General features: G+C 65.9%; 18 protein-coding genes. 9 read left to right on the forward strand and 9 right to left on the reverse strand.

What is annotated here, in order from left to right; genetic code table 11:
- Window positions 1-68 precede the first annotated feature (68 nt).
- The 5 genes from ACTODO_RS04975 to ACTODO_RS04995 form a co-directional block, all read right to left on the reverse strand.
- Window positions 69-536 carry a DUF4853 domain-containing protein gene (locus ACTODO_RS04975; RefSeq protein WP_244262525.1) on the reverse strand — a complete coding sequence of 156 codons (468 nt, stop codon included), beginning with the start codon at window positions 534-536 and terminating at the stop codon, window positions 69-71.
- A gap of 152 nt (window positions 537-688) precedes the next feature.
- Window positions 689-1,273: a DUF4853 domain-containing protein gene (locus ACTODO_RS04980; RefSeq protein ID WP_003792176.1), complete on the reverse strand. Its 585-nt coding sequence runs from the start codon at window positions 1,271-1,273 to the stop codon at window positions 689-691.
- Window positions 1,270-2,859, reverse strand: a complete 1,590-nt coding sequence (locus ACTODO_RS04985) for an alpha/beta hydrolase (protein ID WP_244262526.1) — start codon at window positions 2,857-2,859, stop codon at window positions 1,270-1,272. Before ACTODO_RS04985 ends, ACTODO_RS04980 begins: the two co-directional genes overlap by 4 nt.
- A gap of 237 nt (window positions 2,860-3,096) precedes the next feature.
- The gene (locus ACTODO_RS04990; protein ID WP_003792179.1) at window positions 3,097-3,990 is read right to left on the reverse strand and encodes a 1,4-dihydroxy-2-naphthoate polyprenyltransferase; all 894 of its coding nucleotides are present in this window, start codon (window positions 3,988-3,990) and stop codon (window positions 3,097-3,099) included.
- 43 nt (window positions 3,991-4,033) lie between these two features.
- Window positions 4,034-5,356 carry an AMP-binding protein gene (locus ACTODO_RS04995; protein ID WP_208853687.1) on the reverse strand — a complete coding sequence of 441 codons (1,323 nt, stop codon included), beginning with the start codon at window positions 5,354-5,356 and terminating at the stop codon, window positions 4,034-4,036.
- A 206-nt stretch (window positions 5,357-5,562) separates the two neighbouring features.
- Between ACTODO_RS04995 and ACTODO_RS05000 the strand changes: the two genes are divergently transcribed.
- Window positions 5,563-7,005 (forward strand): L,D-transpeptidase family protein, encoded by a 1,443-nt coding sequence (locus ACTODO_RS05000; protein ID WP_003792181.1) that lies wholly within the window; start codon window positions 5,563-5,565, stop codon window positions 7,003-7,005.
- Between the two features lie 732 nt (window positions 7,006-7,737).
- Here the strand turns inward: ACTODO_RS05000 and ACTODO_RS10780 are convergent.
- The 3 genes from ACTODO_RS10780 to ACTODO_RS05020 form a co-directional block, all read right to left on the reverse strand.
- Window positions 7,738-8,550 (reverse strand): IS3 family transposase, encoded by an 813-nt coding sequence (locus ACTODO_RS10780; RefSeq protein WP_131332746.1) that lies wholly within the window; start codon window positions 8,548-8,550, stop codon window positions 7,738-7,740.
- Window positions 8,551-8,582: 32 nt separating this feature from the next.
- On the reverse strand, window positions 8,583-8,864 hold the full coding sequence (locus ACTODO_RS05010; RefSeq protein ID WP_016460308.1) for a transposase: 282 nt from the start codon (window positions 8,862-8,864) through the stop codon (window positions 8,583-8,585).
- Window positions 8,865-9,564: 700 nt separating this feature from the next.
- Window positions 9,565-10,695, reverse strand: a complete 1,131-nt coding sequence (locus ACTODO_RS05020; RefSeq protein WP_244262527.1) for an ROK family transcriptional regulator — start codon at window positions 10,693-10,695, stop codon at window positions 9,565-9,567.
- Between the two features lie 138 nt (window positions 10,696-10,833).
- Between ACTODO_RS05020 and ACTODO_RS05025 the strand changes: the two genes are divergently transcribed.
- The 5 genes from ACTODO_RS05025 to ACTODO_RS05045 all read left to right on the forward strand — a co-directional run bounded on the left by ACTODO_RS05025 (window position 10,834) and on the right by ACTODO_RS05045 (window position 17,273).
- A complete protein-coding gene (locus ACTODO_RS05025) occupies window positions 10,834-12,138 on the forward strand; it encodes an extracellular solute-binding protein (RefSeq protein WP_003792184.1) in 1,305 nt (434 codons plus the stop codon).
- Window positions 12,139-12,207: 69 nt separating this feature from the next.
- Window positions 12,208-13,143, forward strand: a complete 936-nt coding sequence (locus tag ACTODO_RS05030) for a carbohydrate ABC transporter permease (RefSeq protein ID WP_003792185.1) — start codon at window positions 12,208-12,210, stop codon at window positions 13,141-13,143.
- Window positions 13,140-13,985, forward strand: coding sequence for a carbohydrate ABC transporter permease (locus ACTODO_RS05035; RefSeq protein WP_003792187.1), 846 nt, complete (start codon window positions 13,140-13,142; stop codon window positions 13,983-13,985). Before ACTODO_RS05030 ends, ACTODO_RS05035 begins: the two co-directional genes overlap by 4 nt.
- Window positions 13,982-15,553: a glycoside hydrolase family 66 protein gene (locus ACTODO_RS05040; protein WP_003792188.1), complete on the forward strand. Its 1,572-nt coding sequence runs from the start codon at window positions 13,982-13,984 to the stop codon at window positions 15,551-15,553. The genes ACTODO_RS05035 and ACTODO_RS05040 overlap by 4 nt, the downstream gene beginning before the upstream one ends.
- Entirely contained in the window at window positions 15,540-17,273 is a 1,734-nt protein-coding gene (locus ACTODO_RS05045; RefSeq protein ID WP_003792190.1) for an alpha-glucosidase, read from the forward strand. The genes ACTODO_RS05040 and ACTODO_RS05045 overlap by 14 nt, the downstream gene beginning before the upstream one ends.
- A gap of 69 nt (window positions 17,274-17,342) precedes the next feature.
- Here the strand turns inward: ACTODO_RS05045 and ACTODO_RS05050 are convergent, their stop codons facing one another.
- Window positions 17,343-18,323 carry a 1,4-dihydroxy-2-naphthoyl-CoA synthase gene (locus ACTODO_RS05050; RefSeq protein WP_003792192.1) on the reverse strand — a complete coding sequence of 327 codons (981 nt, stop codon included), beginning with the start codon at window positions 18,321-18,323 and terminating at the stop codon, window positions 17,343-17,345.
- Between the two features lie 374 nt (window positions 18,324-18,697).
- On the opposite strand from ACTODO_RS05050, the gene ACTODO_RS05055 reads away from it, so the two are divergent.
- From ACTODO_RS05055 to ACTODO_RS05065, 3 genes are all read left to right on the forward strand, one after another.
- Window positions 18,698-19,729 (forward strand): o-succinylbenzoate synthase, encoded by a 1,032-nt coding sequence (locus ACTODO_RS05055; protein ID WP_003792193.1) that lies wholly within the window; start codon window positions 18,698-18,700, stop codon window positions 19,727-19,729.
- Between the two features lie 9 nt (window positions 19,730-19,738).
- A complete protein-coding gene (menD, locus tag ACTODO_RS05060) occupies window positions 19,739-21,400 on the forward strand; it encodes a 2-succinyl-5-enolpyruvyl-6-hydroxy-3-cyclohexene-1-carboxylic-acid synthase (RefSeq protein ID WP_003792194.1) in 1,662 nt (553 codons plus the stop codon).
- A gap of 122 nt (window positions 21,401-21,522) precedes the next feature.
- Complete coding sequence (locus ACTODO_RS05065; RefSeq protein WP_003792196.1) at window positions 21,523-23,019, forward strand: S1C family serine protease; 1,497 nt, start codon at window positions 21,523-21,525, stop codon at window positions 23,017-23,019.
- The last annotated feature ends 53 nt before the right edge of the window (window positions 23,020-23,072 follow it).

Here is a 23,072-nt window from a genome sequence, read left to right on the forward strand (position 1 = left end):
AGCGCAGAGCAGCACCGGCCTCGTTGCTAGGACAGGAGCAGCGCGAGCACGCGTGGTCGTGATGCCTGTCAGGTCGTGGGGGTAGGGATGAGCCAGTCGGGTCGGCGGCCCGGGATGTCGGCGAGCTGCTGAGGGTCGTCCGTTGATCCATCGGAGCTGAGCATTTCGGTCTCGTAGTGGAAGGAAGAACGCTTGGAATCACGGATGTAGGCGCTGGCGCTAATCCCGTAGGTGGGGTTCCGTGCGACGATCCAAGTCAATTTTCCTTCCTTGTCCGTCATTTGTTCGTCCACCGTGACCGTGAAGCCGAGAGGGGTCAGATGACTTTCAAACGCCGTCCGTGCCTTGTCGACATTGTCTTCAAGAAAATAAATGGTTGGGGAATTGAGGCTGTAGAGTGTTTGATCTCCCGTTGGTTGGCTGGAAATCGCGTCGTCTCCATGGCGCAGCTCAAAGCTGTTCTCGTTGATGAGCTCGTTACGTACCTGGATCAGGGCCGGCTCGATATCGCGTCCAAAGTCCTCGATGGAGTGCATCTGCCCAGCCTGCTGAAGCTGCTCAGCGTGCCATGGATTCATCCCCGGAGTACCACCGAAAAACTCCGCGCATGAGGCGGTGCACAGCGCCAGGAGGGCGCAGGCGAGGAATGCGAGTGGTCGTGCTCCTCGGTGTGCCGGTGCCTGTTGTGTCATTTCTGGTCTGCTGGAGGGAGGTTGGGGTCGAACCAGTCGGGGATGCGTCCGGGCTGGTCGATGAGCTGCGGTGGGTTACCAGTGGATCCGTCTGTAGGGGTCCCCTGCGTGTAGTAGAACATGGCGGTCTGTTCTCCGAGACGTGTCGTTGATGTCACTACAGCGTGGTACTCCTCGTTGGTCCACAGGAAGTTCGCGAGTTCGACTCCACCCGATGTCCAGCGTTTTTCGGAGAGTTTGAATCCGAGGGGGAGGAGGTGCTTGTTGTAGGTGTCGCGGATGTGGTCTGTGTCCAGCTCGGCGAAGAAAAAAGTGCGTGACTGGAAAGAACAGATGGTTTCGCCACGTTTGGAATAAGTGTCGATTTGATAGCCGTTTTTGTACGCCATGAAGTTCTCAGCAGTGAGAAGCTCGTTGCGCGCGGCAATGATGGTGGGCTCAAGGTCGCGCTGGAACGCTTCAACAGTTTTGACCTTGGGGGGAAAGGGGTTCATGAAACCTCCGCAATAGAGTGTGATTGCACTGACGGTAAATAAGACGACTGAGAAAATCGAGAGAATGAGGGGGAGTGCTTTTTTCATACGTTTGGGTTACCTCCAATGACGCTGGCAATGTCACGGTTCGCCTGCGTCTCCTCTTCAAAGTAGCCGCTGTGCTGAGCGAAAGGCTTGGGGATGGGGATCGGGATCACGCCAATTGGTAGGAGGCCCCATTTAGTAGGACCGACGTCGCCTGACAGATGCTTATAGCCGTCCATAGTGTCGGGATTCTTACCGAACCAGGGGTTTGGTCCGAGTCCTTGGACCATGTCGTTCTCGTAGGGAGCAGCACTCACGTACGTGTGTCCTTCGGGGACGTGGAACTCGCTCACATCCTGCACGCCCGAGCCGGGCGAACCGAATTGAACCAAGTCGTCGATGACGCCATCGTTAACCAGCGTCGCGGCGATACCCGCCGTGGTCGAGCCGTAGGAGTGGCTGGCGACGGTGATGTGGGCGTCACCGGCCCCGTGCTCTCGCACCGCGTCGATGCCGTTCAGGAAGCTGGCGAGCTTCGGTGCACCATTGTTAGCCATGATGGTGAAGGAAGCCTCGGCAGGGCCGGGAGGTGCGTCGTAGCCGAAGAATTCGACCATGGCGACCTTTTTGCCGTTTGTCGCCGCAGTTTCTGCCGATTTACGCAGGGTTGTCGCATGCCCGTCATATTCGCCCAGGGAGTCTGCGACGCTTGTTGTCATACCGGGAACGATGACGCCGATGTGATCGGCATCATCCGGATCATTCTGGGAGACGGCCGCGAGAATGTTTGGTCCGGAGGCATCCAACTGCATCAGGTAGCGTGGGACTGGGGGATTCTCTGTATTCTCTCGCTCCAGAGTTTCTTCGATCTGCTCGAGGGCTGTCACGCGGTTCTTCAGGCGATCTCGTTCAGAACGCAGAGCTGGCTCGATATACGGCCCATTGTCATCGTAGAACTTTTGAAGGTCAGCCTCGGCCTGTTCCTTAAGACGAGGCAGCATGATGCGATTCGCTTCGTTACGCGACGTGTAGTCGACGCCCTCGAGGTTGCCGATGACGTCGGGGTGCTCGTGGATCATCCACTGCTTGTCCTCGTCGGACAGGGAACTCCACCAGGATGCGACTTCCTGCGGGGAGGCGTCGGCTGGGGGCAACGTGGGGCGACTCTTGATCGTTGCGGAGTAGTGCACGTTGTTGTCGAAGGTACCTGCCTCGAGGGCCGCGAGCTTCTGCGAGAGAGACTCGACGAGTTCCTGGGCCTGCTTGAGGGCAGTGTTGACACGTTCCTGAGCGGTTTTAACCAGGGACTTCAGCTCGCTCCTGCTCTTGCCCTCGTCGACGAGCTTTTGTACCTGGGTGGCATCCATCGACACGTTTCCGCTCGCGTCAATAGACATGCCCCACGTGTTGGCCAGCTGGAGTGCGTCGTCGATATTCGCGCGAAGCCTGTCGATCCCATGTGCGCCCGCGCTACAGATCTCAGCCGTGCTGATGAGGTGATTCACCTGCCGCTCGATCGAGGAGATTTGCTGACGGAGCGAGCTGCGAGCGGCCTGGACGGTCTGTCCGCTCCCCGACAGGCTTTCAAGGTCTGCAGCGAGGTTGTCACCTTCTGCCTGCAGCTTGCGCTGCTTATTTTCACACTCCACTGCGTACGCATGCAGCGGCGCCGACTCCCATTGCTGAATGTCTGTCCATTTCACGGTTTCATCACCGAACCCAGGGCGACCTCGCCCATCGGGGCGTGCTCGCCCGGCGTGTAGGAATCGTTGCTCATCGTGGCCTCTGCTAAACGGTGAGTAGTGTTGTAGGTCATCCTATATGACAGATGGTCGTTTTTCGCTACTCGGGGAGAGCTTGTGAACGGAGTGACCCCGGCCTCGTTCCTAGGACAGGAGCAACGCGAGTGCAGCCAACAGCGCCCACGCCAGGGTGAAGAACCCCGTGTTGCGCAGCACCGTGATGAGCTCGCGGCGCGAGGCACCGGTGAGGACCGGGAGGCTCACGCCGGCCGCCCACGCTCCCGCGCCCACGCCCAGCGCGCTCGTCGCGAAGGGGTGCAGCCCAACCGCGACGCCCAGCACGACGATCAACGCGACGGGAATCCACGCGCACGCCGCAAACGCCCAGCGCGACGGGTGATCGCCCAGGCGCACGGCGGCTGTCATCTTGCCCGACTCGCGGTCCGTCGGAATATCTCGGATGTTATTGGCCATCAGCAGTGCCACCGAGAGCAGACCCAGCGCCGACGCGCTCATCCACAGCCACCACGGAGCCGACTGTACCTGCGTCCACGCCGTGCCCACGCACGCGAGGAGACCGAAGAACACGAAGACCATCAGCTCGGACAGGCCGATACCCAAGTACGCATACGGGTGCTTACCGCCCGTGTAGAACCACGCGGCCACAACCGCCGCGGCGCCCGCAGCGATCAGCCACCAGGTACCCGATACGGCAACCAGGGCGAGGCCCGCCACGCCGGCCACCGCGAACGAACCGAGCGCGGCCGCCAGCACCGTCTTCGGCTTGGCGAGGCCGCCGCCCGTCAGGCGCGCGGGCCCCTTGCGGTTGTCGTCCGTGCCCCGAATGCCATCCGAATAGTCGTTCGCGTAATTGACCCCCACCTGCAGGGCCAGCGCCACCAGCAGCGCCAGGGCAGCGCGCGCCGCGCTGAAACCCCCCAGGTAGTGCGCGGCCGCAGAGCCCACGATCACGGGCGCGGCGGCAGCAGGGAGGGTGCGCAGGCGAGCGCCTTCAATCCAGTCAGAAACGGAAGCCATGCCCACCAGTGTAGTTGGAGCGGGCGCGGGTCCGAGCAGCGGGTTAGCGCACCCACTCCCGCTCGGTACCCGAGGCCTCGGCCGCAGCCTGCGCGGCGGCGGCGCGGTCGATCTTGTCGAAGCCCAGGTAGGGGAGGGACTCGACGGCCACAATCCGGCGAGGAGCCTGCGCGCGCCCGATGTGTGCCGCCGCATGCTCGCGGATCGCCGAGCCGAGCTCCGCCATCTCCAGCGAATCCGACGGCATCTGATCGACAACCACGAGCGCGGTCACCACGTGGCCCCACTTCTCGTCCGGGGTGCCCATAATCCACGCGTCCGACACGCCCTCGAAGGAACGCACCGCGGGGCGCACCGGACCCGGCGCGATCGACAGGCCGCCCGAGACGATCACGTCGTCGGCGCGGCCGCGCACCTCCACCGTCCCCGAAGCCCGGATAATGCCCAGGTCCCCGGTGAGCAGCCAACGGTGGCCGCCCTCGTCGAAGAAGGGGCTCTCCGCGTCCAGGTAGCGGGTCATGAGCGTCGGGCCGTGGATCGCCAGGCGCGTGCGCCCGTCCCAATCCACCGCGCGCACTGACGTGCCCGGCAGCGGCTTGCCGTCGTACACGCAGCCGCCCGCCGTCTCCGTCATGCCGTAGGTGAGGCGCACCTTCAGGCCCGCCTCGGTGGCGCGTGCCAGCAGCTGCTGGTTGGTCGCCGCCCCACCCACGAGGATCGACGCCAGGGAGCGCATCGGTCCCACGACCTCCTCGCCAGCGTCGAGGCACTGGGCGAGCTGGGTGGGAACGAGCGACAGGTAGCCGGGCATGTCGTCCTGCGTGGCGCCCTGAATCGCAGGCAGGAGGGCGCGGGGGTCAAAGCCCTCGGAGGTGTCGACGATCTGCGGGTTCGTCTCCGCGACGGCCGCGCGCAGCAGGATCATCGCGCCCGCGATATGGTGCGCCGGCATCGCCAAGATCCAACGGCCCGGGCCCTCTAGGGCCAGCTCGGTCGCCTTCGCCGAGGCCATGAGCGCCTCGATCGACAGGCCAACGAGGCGCGGGCTGCCCGCGCTCGACCCCGACGTCGGGACAACCAGGTCAATACCGTCGAAGAAATGCGGGTCCGCGTTGATCGCCTCGGCGAGGCCGGGGTAACGGTCCTCCGGGAAAGCCTCCTCGGGGGCTACCGCGGAGCCGCGTAGTGTCGCCGGTGGCACATCCTCGGGGGTGCGCAGGATGACGACCGTGTGCGGCGCCGGATGATTCGGGTCCGCCTGGCGCTCCTCGTGGAGCTCCACGAGCTTATGAATCGACGCATTCGCCAGCGCGACCGCGCCGATAGCGGTGCCCCCGGGCACAACAAGAAGTCGCGGCGCAGTCATGATGAGCCTCCCAAAGTCGACAGCGAACGCATACACAACCAGGATAAGCGCTCGTGTTCGCGCAGGTGGAAGGGGGCCTCGCGGCAATAATCACGTTTGTCGGTTGAAACGGCGAACTAATGCCTCTTTCCCTGTGGTAGACAACGCAGCTGAAAATTCAACGTTATGTGCCCGCAACTGCACGCGAGGCTATACGATAGGTGACGATGCTCAAAGTACTATCCCTGAGAACCAAGTGGGCGATCGGCGTTGTGAGCGCCCTCGTCCTCCTCGTCGTGTGCGCCGGCGTCGTCTACGCCGCCAACTACTCCGGACGCGCCCTGCCCGGAACCAGCGTCGCTGGGACCTCCGTGGCGGGCATGACCCGCGACCAGGTCGTCTCCACCGTGAACCAGCGCGCCGACGCCACCAACGTGACCCTGACCGTCGAAGGCAAGACCACCAAGGCCTCGCTCAACGAAGCGGGTATTTCGGTCGACGCCGACGAAACCGCCGACGCCGCGATGAAGGGCTCCACGTCCTTCCCCGCCTTCGTGAGCGCCCTGTTCTCCGAGCGCGACATTGAGCCCGTCGTCACCGTCAGCGAAGAGTCGATCAAGAAGCTCGCGGCGAGTGCGAACTCGACCCTCACCTCGGAAATGAAGGACGCCTCGGTCATCGTCGCCCAAGATGGCCAATCCTTCACCGTCACCCCCGCGCAGATGGGCAACGGCGTGTCCGCTGAGGACGTGGCCGCCGCCGTGAAGCAGGCGGGTGCTACCCTCACCTCCGTCACCCAGGACCTGAGCGTGCACCAGATGGAGCCCTCCATCACCACTGAGAACGCTCAGGCCGCCGCCGAGAAGGCCAACGCCCTCCTCGAGACGAACATCGAGATCTCCGACGGTATCGACACCTTCAGCGCCGAGCGCTCCGACAAGGTCCAGTGGGTTGAATTCCTCACCAAGGATGACGGCAGCCTGGATACTCCCTCGATCAGCACCGTCAAGGTCGCCGACTGGGTGAACGCGCTGGCCGCCACCACCGACGTCAAGCCACAGAACCGCGTCGACAACGTCGATTCCTCCGGCAACGTTCTGACTGTCGCCCGCGAGGGTAAGAAGGGCCTTAAGACCAACAACACCGAGCAGGTCACCAAAGACATCATCGCCGCCATGACCGACGGCAAGGCTTACGAGGGTCTGTTCCACTACGACGATGTTGAGCCCGGCTCCGAGACCAAGCAGGTCGCCGAAGGCACCGAAAACCTGGTCTACCAGGCAGCCGAAGGTGAAAAGTGGGTCGACATTAGTCTCGCCGACAACTCCGTGACCGCCTACATTGGCGGCAAGGTCGCCGGCGGCCCCTACTACATGGTTCCCGGCGCACCTGACACCCCGACCGTCACCGGTACCTTCCACGTGTACCTCAAGTACGACGTGCAGACCATGCGCGGCGAGAACGCCGACGGAACCAAGTACGAGACCGAAGGTGTCCCGTGGGTCACCTACTTCACCGGCTCCTACGCGATGCACGGCGCCCCCTGGCGCTCCTCCTTCGGCTGGAGCGGCTACGGCGGCTCCCACGGCTGCGTGAACATGCCCGTCGACGCCGCGAAGTTCATCTACGACTGGACCGACATGGGCGACACGGTGGTCGTGCACTACTGACAGCTGACTGCTGTGGTGCACTGGTGATCACCTGCCGCGTGGCGCCGATACATGTCGCGTAGCGCCAATAATCACTGTGCATCGAGGGTGGGCCGGAACCGAGGGGTTCCGGCCCGCTTTGTTGTGTTTGTGTTCGTGTTTGTGGCCCCGTTGGTGTTCCGGGCGCCGTCTGATCCTGCTGTGGGGCCGGGCTGCTTGGTGCACCCGTGGGCGGCGGCCCGCCCGCGAGATCGCCACACGCGAGCCTGACGGCTCGGAGTGGTCGATCTCGAAGCCCGGCCAGGCCCCACCGCCGCCCATGGGCGATCTTTCTTTCGTAGTCCACCATGTCTCGGCGGCGCACTTGGCGCCATCGCTGGTGTGTTTGCGCTCCGCGATGAGACCGACAGCACCTTTGCTGGCGCTTCCTTGCAGTGGAATGAAACCGCCATCACCATTGCGGGCGATGAAAGGCCATTTTCGGGCCAATTCCAACCTGCAAAGGTGTTGGCGGTTTCAATGGGGCGCGCAGCGTGGCGTGCAAAGGTGTTGGCGGTTTCAATGGGGCGCGCAGCGTGGCGTGCAAAGGTGTTGGCGGTTTCAATGGGGCGCGCAGCGTGGCGTGCAAAGGTGTTGGCGGTTTCAAAGTTGGTCCGTCATCGCATCCTCTGCGCGAAGAAGTTCGCCCCGTATCTCCCGTTCCTGTGGCCTGGTCTGGTTTTGTGGGCCGGGTGTTTTGAGGGTTGTTGGTTGTTATTGGTGGTGTTGTGCCCATTGGTGCACGTATTGGTTGGGTGAGAGCCAGCCCAGCGCACTGTGGGGGTGTTCTTCATTGTAGCGGTGGGACCAGGCGCCGATGAGGGCGCGCGCGTGGTTGAGGTCTTCGAACATGTTGTCTTCCAGGAGTTCATCGCGCATGCGGTTGTGTAAGGACTCTACGAACCCGTTATGCCACGGCTGGCCCGGTGGGATGAATGCTTGGAGCGTGTCGTGCTCGCTGGCCCAGCGCCCCATGGCTGCGGCGATGAATTCAGGCCCGTTATCGGCGCGCAGCACCTGGGGTGCTCCATGGGTTAGGGCAGCCAGGTCAAGCATTTCGATCACGTCGGCCGCTCCCATGCGCCGCTCGACGCGGAAAGCCAGGTGCTGGCGCGTGAACTCATCGATGAGGTTACAGACCTTGAACACGCGTCCCTTCCAGTCCGAATCGAACTGGAAATCAATGGCCCACACCTGCCCAGGGGCGCTGGCCTTGACCAGGCGCTGTAGGCGCGGCGCAGTGCGGGGCTTGTGGGCTTTGCGCGGGCGCACGCGCAGCCCTTCGGCGCGCCACAAGCGCCGGAACGTATCACGCCCCACGATGATGCCCTCGCTCTTGGCCCGCGCCCAGGCGCGTTTATAGCCCCAGCGTCGATGCGTGGTGGCAAAATCGTTCATCCACTGGCGCACAGGCCCATGATCACGCAGCGTTTTCGCCCCGCCCGCCGCGCGGGTCCGGCAATACGCTGACCGCGACAGCCCGGCAACGCGGCATGCAAGACGCTGAGAAAACCCCTGACCAACCAGGTGGCTGACAGCGTCGTGCCTGCGCGCCGGGCTTAGAAGTTTCCCTCCGCCAACTCTCGCAGTGCTGCCTTCTCCAGCTCTGCTTGGCCCAGCAACTGTTTGAGGCGCGCGTTTTGCTCGCGCAACTCACGCAGTTCCTTGGCCTCACTACGATTCATTGACCCATAACGCTGGCGCCACCGGCACAACGTCGCCTCGCTGATACCCAGCACGCGGCAGGCCTGGGCCGTACTCATGCCCTCACCTCGCAATGCTTCGGCCTTCTCCAGCTTCACGACAATCTGCTCAGGCGTGTGCTTCGAGAACTTCCTCATGGTCATCCATTCTGCCCGGCCACAAGCAGCCGGGACTACTCAGAACAACCCTCTCAAAACAAACGGTCCGAAAAACCCAGACCCCTCCACCTGCCGTGGTGCCCGAAAAAGTTTGCCCTGCAAGCCCAAAACGGGTGAAAAACGCTGCTTGTTGGTGCGCTGGGCGAGTTTCTCGCGGAAGAACCGCTGCAAGCTCTCATCGTGAACGTGTCTATGTGCGCCCGCAGTCCTTGCGGTGGTCGCTCATCAGCCGGGGAGAAAGGTCACATGCAATTCCCCTGAATGTATTTCAAAATCTGAACTCAGATCGTTGAAGTTCTGCGGTTTGTGGGTCATCGCGAGTGTGAGCCCTCAGGGAATTGCATGCGGAATTGTGGGGGCATGTCACTCAGGGGCGCCGGACCGATGCCGATAGTCGCGTCGATGAGCCGAATCGGTGGCAGCGTGCGTGTGGTTGCGGGTGGGCTGGTCCGGCGCTCGGCTGGTGCGGCAGATGGTGGTCGGCCATGGTGGCAGGCGACAGGCGGTGGTCGGCCATGGCGGCAGGCGACAGGCGGCAGACGGCGGGCAGCGGACGGCCAGGGCAGCAGACGGAAGGCCGCAGGTGGCAGACCGTGGGCGACCTGGCGGGCCCGCCGACGCAGCCAGCCGACGCGTCAGACCTGCCGCTGCAGCAACACCAACGCCGCAAGGGGGCCGGCTACGCGGCTCGGGCCGCGATGTAGCCCTGCAACGCAATGACGCCGGCACCACGAGACCAGGCCTCGTTGGAGCCGTCGGAGAGGGTGACGCGAATCGAGGTGGCTCGCGGGTCGCGCACTTCGCCGATGCCCTCCCGGACGGCATCGCCGCTCAGGGATGCGAGAGCGACCCCCTCGCCGCCGATGATCACGAGCTCGGGCGCCGTCAATGACGCCACTAGGCCGATGAGCCTGCCGAGGGCGCGCCCCGACGCCGCCAGAATTGCCTCCACCGCGGGGTGCTTCTCAGAAGCGAGGGTGATGACGTCATTCCATTCGAGGGGTCGGCCGACGGCGGCCGACGCGTCCCGGCAGATTGCGGGGGTCGTCAGCATTGCTTCGGCGCAACCCCGGTGCCCCTGGGAGCAGATGGGCCCGAGGGGATCCAACGGCCAGTGCCCGACGAGGCCGATGCCCGAGTCCTCGTTCTCCAGGCGCGCCCCGTTCGCGACGCACCCGTAGCCCACGCCCACGCCGACCGTGATGACGGCGAAGTTGGAGTGGCCGGTGCCCGACCCGAACCAGTGCTGGATCTGCGTGTAGGCAGACAGGTCGTTTGCGACGAAGGCGGGCAAGCGGGTCGCCTCGGAGACGAGGGAAGCGAGCGGGACGTCGTGCCACTTGAGGAAGGGTGCCGACTCGACGGTGCCGTCGGCGTTCACGATGCCGCCGACAGCGATGCCGATCGCGTCGATGCGGTAGGCCGAGCGGGCACGGTGGGCCAGGTCTGCGATCGCCCGGATGACGCGGATGGGCGTGAGGGAGTCGAGGGGGACTCGGTAGGAGTCGCGAGGGGTCGCCTTCAGGTCGATGACGGTGGCGTCGAGTGCGCTATCCGTCAGCTTGATGCCCAGGAAGTAGTGCGAGGAGGGGACGACGTCGAGGGGGATGGTCGGGCGACCGGAGGTGCGCTGGGTCGCTTCGGGAACCTCGGCGAGGAGGCCCGAGGCGATGAGCTCCGTCGAGATGCGTGTGAGCGTCGCGGGGGCCAGGCCGAGGCGTCGGGCCAGTTCAGCGCGGCCGAGCGGGCCGTGGATGAGGACTTCGAGCGCGACCGCAGAAGCGAGCTCGTCTTTGGGCTGCCAGGTCATGACCATTCCTTTCTGGTGAAAAAAAGATTACACGTAAATCTCAAATTTGCCTAGCGTATTGACAAGACTAATTTTGCGTGGTGAAATTATCTCCAAGCGGCCAAAGGTGGTCGCGATCACGAGAAAGATCACAGTGCAATGAAGCAGAAGCGTCTCCTCACCGTCGGTGTCACCCTTTTCGCTGCGGCCTCGATGCTCGCAGCCTGTGGCGGTAACACTGCCGACCAGTCATCATCCTCCGACTCCGGATCCGGCTCCTCGACCGTCGAACTGACCCTGTGGGGCACGTACGGCGCGGGCTCCAACAGCGCACAGAAGGACGCGCTGGAGAAGGAAATCATCCCCGCCTTTGAGAAGGCAAACCCCGGAATCACCATCAAGTACGTCGACATGCCGTACGACGGCCTCAAGCAGAAGCTCACGACCGGCGCCGCGGCCGGAGAACTGCCCGACCTGATCCGTACCGACCTCGGTTGGAACGCTCAGTTCGCCAAGCTGGGCGTCCTCAAGCAGCTCGACGGAAACATGCCGAACTATGACGCGCTCGCGGCCAAGGTGTATCCGGGCCTGCTGGGCACGACTCTGTACAACGGCCACCACTACGGCCTGCCCCTGGATACGAACACGCGCGTGCTCATCTCCAACCCCGATGCCCTGTCGAAGCTCGGCGTCGACAAGGCTCCTGAGACCTTCGACGAGCTGAAGGACCTCGCCGCCAAGGCCAAGGATGCGGGCGGCGCGGTCTACGCGTTCGCAGACGGCGACATCTCGCAGTGGAACATCATGCCGTGGATCTGGAGCGCGGGCGGCGACATTGCCGACCCGGACCAGACCAAGGCCTCGGGCTACCTGGACTCCGATAAGTCCGTGGCCGGCGTCCAGTTCCTCGTCGACCTGTACAAGGAGGGACAGATCCCCAACGCGATTATCGGCAACGAGGGTGCGACCAAGACGCAGGACGGCATGCCGAATGGCGAGTACGCGACGATCCTCGATGGCCCATGGATGGACCAGATCTGGGCGGGCTCCTACCCGGACTTCAAGCCCACCTACTCGAAGGTCCCCGCCGGTGAGGGCGGATCGATCTCGGTCGTCGGCGGCGAGTCCATCGTCATCACGGAGCAGACGAAGGACCTCGAGGCCTCGTACAAGTTCCTCGAGTTCACCCAGTCGCGCGAGTTCCAGCTGCCGATGAGCAAGGCCGGCCAGATGACGGTCGTCGCCGAGTATGCGGCCGAGGAGGCCGAGGCGACGCCGGGCACCAAGATCTTCTCCGAGCAGCTCAAGACCGCGAAGTCTCGCCTGTCCATCCCCGATTCCGGGAAGGTCGACGAGATCCTCAAGACTGAGCTGACCCCCGCCTTCGAAGGCAAGGTGACCGTCAAGGAAGCCCTGACGAAGGCCGCGCAGCAGATTGACCCGCTCCTGAGCGCCGCCAAGTAACCTGGCGTCGCTCCTGCAACCGGGCCCGGCTCCCACACGCACGGGGCTGGGCCCGGGAAAGGACTCCTCATGAGCACCCCCACCGCGGACGAGGCCGTGGCGCCTCGCGCGCGTCGGCGTTCCTCCCGGAGGAACCCGGTGGCCCCCTACCTTTTCTTGGCGCCGGGAATGATCCTGTTCGCCCTGTGCGTCCTGTACCCCATGGTGCGTTCGGGGCAGATGAGCTTTTACGACTGGAACATCGTGAAGGGCTCGAACTCGGACTTTGTAGGCCTGGACAACTATGTGAAGGCCTTCCATGACCCATCGTTTTGGACGGGTCTGGGTAACTCTGGGATCTACATGGCGCTGACGGTGCCCCCGCAGATCATCCTCGGCCTCGCCGTTGCGATGCTGCTGCGCTCGAAGGCGCCGCTGCAGCCCCTGTTCCGGGTGCTCTACTACCTGCCCGTGGTCACGTCCTGGGTGGTTGTGTCGCTGCTTTTCAAGTACCTGTTTGCCGACCAGGGGCTCATTAACTACATGCTGGGGAGCGCCCACCTGGGCGCGGGGGACACGTCGTGGCTGTCGAACCGTTGGACGGCGATGATCGCGATCTGCGCGCTGGGGGTGTGGAAGGGCATCGGCTGGTCGATGATGATCTTCCTCGCCGCCCTCCAGGGGGTACCCAAGGAGCTGGAGGAGGCCGCCCTCGTCGATGGGGCGAACTGGTGGCAGCGCTTTAAGGCCGTGACCGTGCCGGCAATCTGGCCGGCCACCGTCTTCGTCATCGTGATGCTGGTGATCGGCGGGCTGAACGTCTTCACGTCGGTGCTGCTCATGACGAAGGGCGGGCCCAATGGCCAGACCGAGGTCCTGCTCACCTACATGTATCGCCTGGCGTTCTCCGACTTGAACTTCGGGTACGGCTCGGCGATCGCGGTCGTCCTGACGATCCTCGTGTTCATCATTTCGATTGTTCAGCTCAAGGTGTTGAACCGTGACGACGAAAGGGCGGGAGCATGAGCACGTCACGCAAAACGATGCACGCCGCCGGAACGTCGCTGCGCTTCGTCGTCCTGACGGTCGGCGCGATCGTCATGATCCTGCCGTTCGCCTACATGGTGTCGACAGCCTTCAAGCCGCAGGCCTATGTCCTGGAGACGCCACCGAAGTTCATTCCTGACCCGGGCACGGTCGACAACTTCGTGCAGGCGTGGACGACGCAGGATTTTTCCCGCTACGCCCTGAACTCAGCGTTCGTGTCCGTGACGTCGACGGTGCTGGCTGTCTGGCTCTCCTCGATGATGGCCTACGCGTTCGCGCGCTTCGATTTCCCGTGCAAGGAGTGGTTCTTCCGGGCCCTCCTCCTCGGCCTGATGATCCCGTCGATGATGCTCATCATTCCGCAGTTCGTGCTCACGAAGCAGCTGCACCTCATCGATAACCTGTGGGCCCTCGTGCTGTTCTACGTGTCGGGAAACTTGGCGCTTAACACGTTCCTGCTGCGCAGTTTCTTCGAGGGGATCCCCCGCGAGCTTGACGAGGCCATGGAGGTTGACGGCGCGAACGTGTGGACCCGCTACTGGCGCCTCGCGATGCCGCTGGCCAGGCCGGCGCTCGCGACGACCGTTATCTTCACTTTCCTGGCCACCTGGGACGAGTTCGCGTGGGCACTCACGGTCATTTCGACGGAAACGAAGCGCACTCTCCCCATCGCCATTCAGCTGTTCCACGGGCAAAACTCCACCCAGTGGGGGCTCGTTTTTGCCGCGTCCCTGATCGCGATTCTCCCCGTCATCGTCGTGTACCTGATCTTCCAGCGCCACTTCGTCGCGGGCCTGACCGCAGGAGCCGTGAAAGGATGACTCCCTTGCTCCTCCCCACCCAATCCGTCTACCTGCCCGGGCAGGCCGTCCTCGTCGAGGCCTCCCACCCGGGCGACCTCGTCATCACACACCTGGGCGAGACCGTGCGCGAGGTCCCGTGCGAGCGCCCCGGCCTCGTCGATCTGGGGGAGCTCCCGGTCGGTGGGTACGGCGTCGCCCAGCCCGCGGCCGGCGCGTCGAGCGCTCTCCAGGTGTGCGAGTCCGCGTCGGACCGACTGCGATACGGTTTCGTCGCGTCCTTCCGTCCGGGAAAGGACGTCGAGGTCGTGGCCCGTTTCGCCCGTCGCCTGCACCTGACCGCCATCCAGTTCTACGACTGGGCGTATCGGCACGCGGATCTGCTGGGCGGGGGAGAGGAGTACCTCGATGCCCTCGATCAGCCGATTTCCCTGGCGACCGTGCGCGCCCTCATCGAGGCACTGCGGGCGGTGGGCACGCGCTCCATCGGCTACGCGGCCGTGTACGGCGTCGGCAATGACGAGTGGGAACAGTGGGAGGATGCGGCCCTGCTGGATCCAGCGGGGGAGCCGTACTCGCTCGCCGACTTCCTGCGCATCGTCGATCCTGCGCACCCGCGCTGGCTCGCCCACTTCGCGGCAGACGTTGCGGCGGCCGCGCGCGAGGTCGGCTTCGACGGCTTCCACCTCGACCAGTACGGCTGCCCGAAGGCGGCCGTCCGCCCCGATGGGGAGGTCGTCGACGTCGCCTCATCCTTCGACACCCTCATCCGAGGCGTGCGCGAGGCGGTGCCCGGCTCGACCCTCGTGTTCAACAACGTCAACGACTTCCCGACCTGGTCCTCGCCCAGCGCCCCGCAGGACGCGGTCTACATCGAGCCCTGGGAACCCGTCACCACGTACGAGGCCCTGGCTCGCGTGGCGACGAGGGCCCGCCTCGTCGGGGGTGGGAAGCCGGTCGTCCTGGCGGCCTACCAGTCCATCTACGACAAGGCCGCCCGGGACGTGGGTGACGCGTCCACGCGGCTCACGATGGCGACGCTCTTCTCGCACGGAGCCACCCAGCTCCTTGCCGGAGAGGACGGCCACATCCTCGTCGACCCGTACTACGTGCGCAACATGCCCGCTGAGGATGAGACCCTCGACATGCTCGCCAGCTGGTACGACTTCCTCGTCGCAAACGACGAGATCCTCGTCGATCCCGGGATCGTCGACGTGACGGCCTCGTACGTGGGCGCGTACAACGCGGATATCGACGTGTCCTTCGACGAGGCCCCCGTGTGCTGGGAGGCCGCCCCCGGATGCGTGTGGCGACGCGTCACCCGCGCGGGGGACGCGCTCGTCGTCCACCTCATCAACCTGGTGGGACAGTCCGACACGGTGTGGGACGGGTCCCACCGCTCGGCGATCGCGCTACGAGGCGGTACGCTGCGTCTGAAGCCCCTGTTCGGGCGCGTACCGCGCGTGGCGGCGGCGGATCCCGATGCGGGCTCGACGCTCATCCCTCTAGACGTGCGAATCGTCGACGGCCAGGCCGTTGTTTCCCTCCCCGACCTCAACGTATGGCAGGTGCTCCATGTTCTTCTGTAATGATGCGCTACACTCCCACGGCAACGGCCTCGGCCCCGACGAGTGGTGGAAGGGCGCGGTCATCTACCAGATCTACCCGCGCTCCTTCAAAGACTCCAACGGTGACGGCATTGGCGACCTTGAGGGCATTCGTTCCAAGCTCGACTACCTGCAGGCCCTCGGCGTCGACGTCCTGTGGCTCTCGCCGATCTACGCCTCCCCGCAGGCGGACAACGGCTACGACATCGCCGACTACTACGACATCGACCCGATGTTCGGCACCCTGTCGGATTTCGACCGCCTGCTGGAGAGCGTCCACGAGCGGGGCATGCGCCTCGTCATGGACCTGGTCGTCAATCACTCCTCCGACGAGAACCCGTGGTTCGTCGAGTCGCGGTCCTCGCGGGAGAGCCCGAAGCGTGACTGGTACATCTGGCGCGATCCTCGTCCCGGGTGCGTGGGCGGCGAGGCTGGGGCTGAGCCCAACAACTGGGGGTCCTTCTTCTCCGGCTCGGCCTGGGCCTGGGATGAGGCCACGGGCCAGTATTACCTGCACCTGTTCCACAGGAAGCAGCCCGACCTGAACTGGGACAACCCCGACGTGCGCTCCGCCGTCTACGAGATGATGAACTGGTGGCTCGACCGCGGTGTCGACGGCTTCCGCATGGATGTCATCAACCTGATCTCGAAGGACCCGGGCATGCCCGACGGCATCGTCTACTCCGGGCGCGCGTGGGGTGAGGGTTTCCCGCACTTTTCTGAAGGTCCGCACCTGCACGAATACCTCGCCGAGATGCGCCGCGAGGTGTTCGATGGCCGCAGCGGCACGATGACGGTTGGCGAGTGCCCCGGCGTGCGCCGCGACAACGTCCTGCTGTTCACGGATCCTGCCCGGCGTGAGCTCGACATGGTGTTCCAATTCGACCACGTCGACCTCGGCCTCGAAGCGGGGAAGTTCCACCCGCGCCCGCTGCGCCCCGGTGAGCTCGCCGACTGCCTGAGCGCTTGGCAGGAGGCCCAGGGCGAGGTTGGCTGGAACAGCCTCTACCTGGACAATCACGACCAACCGCGCGCCGTCAGCCGCTTCGGTGACGAGGCGTGGCGCTACGAGTCGGCAACGGCCCTGGCTACGGCCCTGCACATGCTGCGCGGGACGCCCTACGTGTATCAGGGCGAGGAACTCGGCATGACCAACAGCGTCTTCGGGGGCATCGACGACTACCGAGACGTCGAGGCGCTGCGCCACTACCGCGAAGCCGTGGAGTCGGGCGAGAGCCCCGAGTCAGTCCTGAAGGGGCTGGCCTTCACCGGTCGCGACAACGCGCGCACCCCCGTCCAGTGGGACGCGAGCGAGAACGCCGGCTTCACGCAGGGCACCCCGTGGATCGGCATCACCCCGAACTATCGCGACATCAACGCCGCCTCCCAGGTCGATGATCCGTCCTCCGTGTACGCCTACTACCGCGCGCTCGCGGACATCCGCCACGGCCTGCCGGTTATCGCGGCCGGCTCATTTGAGCGCATCGAGACCCCCTCGCCCGGGATCTTCGCCTACCGCCGCACGCTCGGCGAGGCCGTGGCAACCGTCCTCGTCAACCTCTCCTCCCAGCCCGCCTCCCTCGGTGATGCGACGCGCGGGGTGAGTGGGGACCTCCTCCTGGCCAACCGCGACCTGCCCGAGGGGGACCGGGGAGTCCCGGAAACCCTCGGAGAATGGGAGGCGCGCGTCTATCTCGCGTGAGCGATACGGGCCCGGGATCGAGGAGATCCCGGGCCCGTGGGTCGCTGAGTGTCGGTGAGTAAAGCGGTCTCAGTAGTAGTAGGGGTAATCCTCCCAGCGGGGGGCGCGGTGTTCGAGGAAGGCATCGCGCCCCTCCTGGGCCTCGGCCGTCATGTAGGCCATGCGCGTGGCCTCGCCCGCGAAGACCTGCTGGCCGGCCAGGCCGTCGTCGGCCAGGTTGAAGGCGAACTTGAGCATGCGGATGGCCTGCGGGGACTTTGTTGCGATGGTCGCGGCCCACTCCAGGGCGGTCTCCTCGAGCTCGGCGTGGGGGACGGCCCGGTTGATGACGCCCCAGCGCTCGGCAGTTTTGGCATCGTAGCGCTCGGCGAGGAAGAAGATCTCGCGTGCCCGCTTATCCCCGGCCTGGCGGGCCAGGAGCGCCGAACCGTAGCCTGCGTCGAAGGATCCGACGTTCGCGTCCGTCTGCATGAAGGCCGCGTGTTCGATGGAGGCGACCGACAGGTCCGCGACCACGTTGAGGGAGTGACCGCCGCCAGCTGCCCAGCCGGGGACGGCCGCGATGACGACCTTCGGCATCGTGCGGATGAGGCGCTGGACCTCAAGGATGTGCAGGCGTCCGGCGCGCGCGGGGTCGATCTGCTCGCGGCGCTGGGCGGTGGCCACCTCGGGGTCCGCGCCCTCGACCTCGTAACGGTAGCCGTCGCGGCCTCGCACCCTCTGGTCGCCGCCGGAACAGAAGGAGTATCCTCCGTCGCGCGTCGAGGGGCCGTTGCCCGTCAGGATGACGGCTGCGACCGAGGAGGTCTGGCGCGCGTGGTCGAGCGCGCGGTACAGCTCGTCGACGGTGCCGGGGCGGAAGGCGTTGCGGATGTCGGGGCGATCAAAGGCGATGCGCACGACCGGCATGTCGGCGCCCTCGGGGCGGCCGTCGGCCTCAGGGCCGCGCGAGATGCCGCGATGGTAGGTGATGTCGGCGAAGTCGAATCCCTCGACCTCGCGCCAGCGGGTCGGGTCGAAGGTGTCGGACACGAAGGGGAGAGCACTCATGTGTCGGATTCTAATCGACGAGGCAGTGGCAGGCGTCGGGGCGTGCGTGCTCGAGAGGGGTGGCGGCGTTGCCGACCAGCCTCGGCTGAAGGACACACGTGGGGCTATGGGGTGCGCAACCTAGCCAATCGGAACAAAGGCTACTTGCTTGTAACCGTATTATATGGCGTCTAGACACTTGGAGGTGTGTCCTGCGAGACGTGCCTGCTTGCCACGTGTTCAACCGTTTCAAAGAGTCTGTCACTTTGTGGCACTTACTGCGCAATTGGTTACAAGTTGATGCGTGTAGGATTTGTCGATAGCGTGAGGTTGCGCGACAATATTACCGGTAAGTAAGGAGGGTTCTTGTGAACGCAGCGCAGCAACCGACGCTGATGCGCATCCCGATGCGCACGCTCAGCCGTCAAACGCGTTATGCCCTCGAAGGCGTCGACGACATCCTTGTGTACAAGGTGGGGATGACGACGCGCTTCCGCGGCGTGACTCGCCGCGAGGGGCTCCTCCTGCACGGACATGCCGGTTGGGGAGAGGCTGCGCCCTTCTGGAACTATGACGATCTGGAGTCCTCGCGCTGGCTGGCCGCAGCCCTCGAGTCGGCTCGCCGTTTCCCGCCGGTGCCTCGACGCAAGTTCGTGCCCGTCAACGTCACGATCCCCGTCATATCGCCGGAGGAAGCCCATGAACGCGTGAAGGGCTCGGGCGGGTGTGCGACCGCGAAGATCAAGGTTGCGGAGCCGGGCGTCAGCGTTGGGCGGGACTGTGCGCGCATCGCCGCGGTCGCCGACGCCCTGCGTGAGACCGTGGGCGGGCAGGCGATGATCCGCCTCGACGCCAACGGCGCGTGGGAGGTCGATCAGGCTCGCGAGGCAATCCCGGCAATGGCTGCGGCCGCCGGCGTCGTTCCCATCGAGTACGTCGAGCAGCCCTGCCTGACGGTGGATGAGCTGGCCCAGGTGCGCCGATCTGTGGACGTGCCGATCGCTGCCGATGAGTCGATCCGCCGCGCTGAGGATCCCCTGGAGGTGGCCCGTAAGGAGGCCGCCGACGTCGTCATCATCAAGGTCGCGCCACTCGGAGGCGTGCGCGCCGCACTCAAGGTTGCCCGCAAGAGCGGCCTCGGCGTCGTCGTGTCCTCCGCCCTCGAGACGTCCGTCGGCCTGTCGGTCGGCGTCGCCGCTGCTGCCGCCGTGCCCGGTGTGCCCCGGGCAGCCGGACTAGCCACTGCCTCGTTGCTGGTGGGCGACGTGACCCAGCCCCTGATTCCCGAGCGTGGCTGCCTGCCCGTGGGGCGCCTCGAGCCGGACCAGGAGCTCATCGACCGCACCCCGGTCGACGGCGATCTCGTCTCCCGCTGGGGTATGCGCCTCGAAGGCATGGCTGAGCACCTGAGGGTGGGCTCCCGGTAGGCTGGGCGTATGCCCTCCGTCGATACCGCCAGCGCTATCCTCTCGTCCCTGGATACCCTGGGCGTCACGCACGTCCTGTACTGCCCGGGTTCGCGCTCCGCGCCCTTCGCCTACGCCCTCGAGGCGGGGTCTTTCAGCGGGGATGCGCGCCCCATCCTGGATGAGCGCGGCGCCGGTTTCGCGGCTGTCGGTCTGGCGCGAACCGGCGCGCTGCCCGCCATCGTCGTCACCTCCGGCACCGCCGTCGCCGAGCTGGCCCCCGCCGTTCTCGAGGCCTCGCACGCGCGCCTGCCCCTGCTGGTCGTGAGCGCCGACCGCCCCGGCGAACTGCGTGGCGTTGGAGCCTCCCAGGCGACCCACCAGTCCGGCTTCTTCGGCATGCACGTGCGTGCGAGCATTGATCTGGAGCCTCAGGAGGCCTCGCCCTCCCTGGTCGGCCACCTCGCCCGCGCGGTCGCGGCCGCCTGCGGGGCGCTGAGCGGCACGCCCGGACCCGTGCAGATCAACGTCGCCTTCCGCGACCCGCTGACCCCCGTCCGTCCCGCCTCCGACTCAGGGGACGAGGTCAGGGCGTCGTTCGTCCCTCGGCCGACCCGGGTGATGGGCGCGCCTGCCGTGCCCGCGCGATGGGAGGACGTGGTTGGTCCTGCCGTCGCCGGTCTGATTGTCGCGGGTGAGGGGGCCTCGCCCCGTGCCCGCGAGTGGTCGGAGGCCTCTGGCTTCCCGCTGCTCGCCGAACCGGCGTCGGGCGCGTGGCGCGGCGGGGGAGTGACCCCCTTCGAGCAGTCCCTCGTCAGCTCGCCGCTCGGGCGTGAGGTCGACGCGGTCGTCGTGACCGGGCGCCCGACGTTGTCCCGCCCGATTCAGGCTCTACTCGCGTGCCCCGGCGTGCGTGTCGTCGTTGTCGATGCGCACGCCCCGTGGGTGGACATCTCGGGCAACGCCTCGGTTGTCGTCGCCGACCTCGAGCCAGCTCGCGAGCTGATCCGCGCCGCTCAGGCCGAGTGGGCCTCTCGCGTGCGCGAAGCCGCTCGCGACGCCGACGAGCGCATCGAATCCCTGCTCGCCTCTGGCTCCGGGCGCACGATGCTTGACCTCGCTCGAAGCGTTGCCGCCTCGACGAGCGGCCCCCTCGTGCTGGGCGCCTCCAACCCCGTGCGAGCCTTCGACCTCGCCGTCCCCACGCTGGAGGGGCGCATCGTCCACTCCAACCGGGGACAGGCCGGCATCGACGGCACCGTCGCGACCGCCGTCGGTATCTGCATGGGCTCCGGATACGCGGGCGAGGCCTCGGCCCCCGCGGGCGAGAGCGTCACCGCCGTCATGGGCGATCTCACGGCCTGCCATGACGCCTCCTCCCTCGCCCTGGCGGCGAGTGTGGATGCTCACCTCGACATCATCGTCGCGGACGACCAGGGTGGCGGCATCTTCGCCACCCTCGAACACGGGCGCGCCGCCAGCGCCGAGGCCTACGACCGTTGGTTCGGCCTCGCTCAGTCGGTGGACTACGAGGCGCTCGCGGCCGCGTACGGCGTGGCCTTCGCGCGAGCCGACGCGCCTCGGGAACTGGAGTCGTTGCTCGCCCACCCCGCCAACGGACCGCGGTTGATTCACGCGCCCGTCGAGCGCGCCGCGCACCTGTACCCGGCCGTCCGCGACGTACTCTCCTGACGGGACGCGTGTTCGCTGTGAGGTTGAACGGTTTACAGGAAACTTCCAGGGGGCTTTCAGTGGCCCTTTGAGGAAACGGCCCATACTGGTGGGCAGATAACGAACTGACACTAGAGGAAACCATGACTCAGCCTCATATTCCGGCCCACGACGCCGACTCGGCGCGCGACGCTGAGACGGCCTTGGCCACCAGCTACCCGCAGCGCTCGACGGCTCAAGACCACTCGGCCACCCAGGAGCTTCCGTCCGCGCAGGACGCCACGCGCGAGATGCCCTCCGCCACGACGATCCCCGTGCCGCCCGCTGGCACGGTTCCGCCCGCCTCGGCACCGGCTGCACCCGCCACGCCGGGCGCCCCCGCCGTGCCGGCGGCCCCCGCCCCCTCCGCCCAGGAAGCCCCCGCGTCCGGCGGCACATACTCTGCCCCCTCTGGCGAGCCCTACGGTGGATACGCGGCCCCTGCCTCGCCGGACGCCTTCGCGTCGCCCACCGTTGTCGTGACGAAGAAGGGCCCGGGATGGGTCGCCCTCGTCGGCGCGATGCTCCTGACGATCGGCCTGACCCTCGGTGCCGTGTTCTACGCGCGCCCCGCGATGCTGCGCGCGTCCACGCCCACGAACCTCAACGGGGGAACGGTGGCCACCGTGCCCGTCTCGAATAGCTCCGGGACGGACTGGACGGCCGTCGCCGCCGCCGTGTCGCCCGCCGTCGTGACCATTCAGGCGCAGGGCGCATCCTCGGGCGGTACCGGCTCCGGTGTCATCTACGACGCGCAGGGCGACATTGTCACCAACTACCACGTCATCGCGTCCGCCCTCGGCGGCGGACAGATCCAGGTGACCCTCGCCGACGGGCGCCTGTACAGCGCCGTGGTCGTCGGCCACGACAAGACCACCGACCTGGCCGTCATCCGCCTGGAGAACCCGCCCTCGGACCTCACCGTCGCGCGCTTCGCGACCTCGGCGAACCTCGAGGTCGGTGCCCCCGTCATGGCGATCGGCGCGCCCCTGGGCCTGTCGAACACGGTGACGACCGGCATCGTCTCCGCGCTCAACCGCCCCGTCGAGGTCTCGATGGACGAATCCGCGACCTCGGAGGACGGCACGCAGGCTTCCTCGGATCTTGTGGTGACGAACGCAATCCAGATCGACGCGTCCATCAACCCCGGTAACTCGGGTGGCCCGCTCTTCGACGCGAGTGGCGCGGTCATCGGCATTAACTCCTCGATCAAGTCGCTCTCCTCGTCCTCCGACGGGCAGGCGGGCTCGATCGGCCTGGGCTTCGCAATCCCCTCCGACCTGGTCGTGTCCATCGCGGACCAGCTCATTGCCTCCGGCAGCGCCTCGCACGGCATGCTTGGCGTGACCGTCAAGGCCGCGACCACGACCGTCGGCTCCGACACCTACGTGGGTGCCGAGGTCCAGGACGTCTCCGCAGGTTCCGGCGCCTCCGCGGCGGGCATCCGCGCCGGCGACGTCATCGTCAAGGTCGAAGGCCAGGAAGTGACCAGCCCCAAGCAGCTGATCGGCTACGTGCGCCGCTACAAGGCCGGCGACACCGTCACCATGACGATCGTGCGTAACGGCGCCACGCAGGACGTGTCCGTGCGGATTCAGTGAGCTGCGCGCGCTGACGAGGCCCGTCGTCCCTGTGAAGGGGCGGCGGGCCTTTG

It is taken from the genome of Schaalia dentiphila ATCC 17982 (assembly GCF_000154225.1).
Taxonomy (GTDB): domain Bacteria; phylum Actinomycetota; class Actinomycetes; order Actinomycetales; family Actinomycetaceae; genus Pauljensenia; species Pauljensenia dentiphila.

Bases quoted from the DNA above. Each gene is read 5' to 3' on its own strand.
- ACTODO_RS05030 (WP_003792185.1), top strand. From the start codon at position 12,208: ATGAGCACCCCCACCGCGGACGAGGCCGTGGCGCCTCGCGCGCGTCGG.
- ACTODO_RS04990 (WP_003792179.1), bottom strand. From the start codon at position 3,990: ATGGCTTCCGTTTCTGACTGGATTGAAGGCGCTCGCCTGCGCACCCTC.
- ACTODO_RS04975 (WP_244262525.1), bottom strand. From the start codon at position 536: ATGCACTCCATCGAGGACTTTGGACGCGATATCGAGCCGGCCCTGATC.
- ACTODO_RS04995 (WP_208853687.1), bottom strand. From the start codon at position 5,356: ATGACTGCGCCGCGACTTCTTGTTGTGCCCGGGGGCACCGCTATCGGC.
- ACTODO_RS05035 (WP_003792187.1), top strand. From the start codon at position 13,140: ATGAGCACGTCACGCAAAACGATGCACGCCGCCGGAACGTCGCTGCGC.
- ACTODO_RS05000 (WP_003792181.1), top strand. From the start codon at position 5,563: ATGCTCAAAGTACTATCCCTGAGAACCAAGTGGGCGATCGGCGTTGTG.
- ACTODO_RS05045 (WP_003792190.1), top strand. From the start codon at position 15,540: ATGTTCTTCTGTAATGATGCGCTACACTCCCACGGCAACGGCCTCGGC.
- ACTODO_RS05050 (WP_003792192.1), bottom strand. From the start codon at position 18,323: ATGAGTGCTCTCCCCTTCGTGTCCGACACCTTCGACCCGACCCGCTGG.
- ACTODO_RS05010 (WP_016460308.1), bottom strand. From the start codon at position 8,864: ATGAGGAAGTTCTCGAAGCACACGCCTGAGCAGATTGTCGTGAAGCTG.
- ACTODO_RS05040 (WP_003792188.1), top strand. From the start codon at position 13,982: ATGACTCCCTTGCTCCTCCCCACCCAATCCGTCTACCTGCCCGGGCAG.
- menD (WP_003792194.1), top strand. From the start codon at position 19,739: ATGCCCTCCGTCGATACCGCCAGCGCTATCCTCTCGTCCCTGGATACC.
- ACTODO_RS05055 (WP_003792193.1), top strand. From the start codon at position 18,698: ATGCGCATCCCGATGCGCACGCTCAGCCGTCAAACGCGTTATGCCCTC.
- ACTODO_RS05020 (WP_244262527.1), bottom strand. From the start codon at position 10,695: ATGACCTGGCAGCCCAAAGACGAGCTCGCTTCTGCGGTCGCGCTCGAA.
- ACTODO_RS05025 (WP_003792184.1), top strand. From the start codon at position 10,834: ATGAAGCAGAAGCGTCTCCTCACCGTCGGTGTCACCCTTTTCGCTGCG.
- ACTODO_RS05065 (WP_003792196.1), top strand. From the start codon at position 21,523: ATGACTCAGCCTCATATTCCGGCCCACGACGCCGACTCGGCGCGCGAC.
- ACTODO_RS04980 (WP_003792176.1), bottom strand. From the start codon at position 1,273: ATGAAAAAAGCACTCCCCCTCATTCTCTCGATTTTCTCAGTCGTCTTA.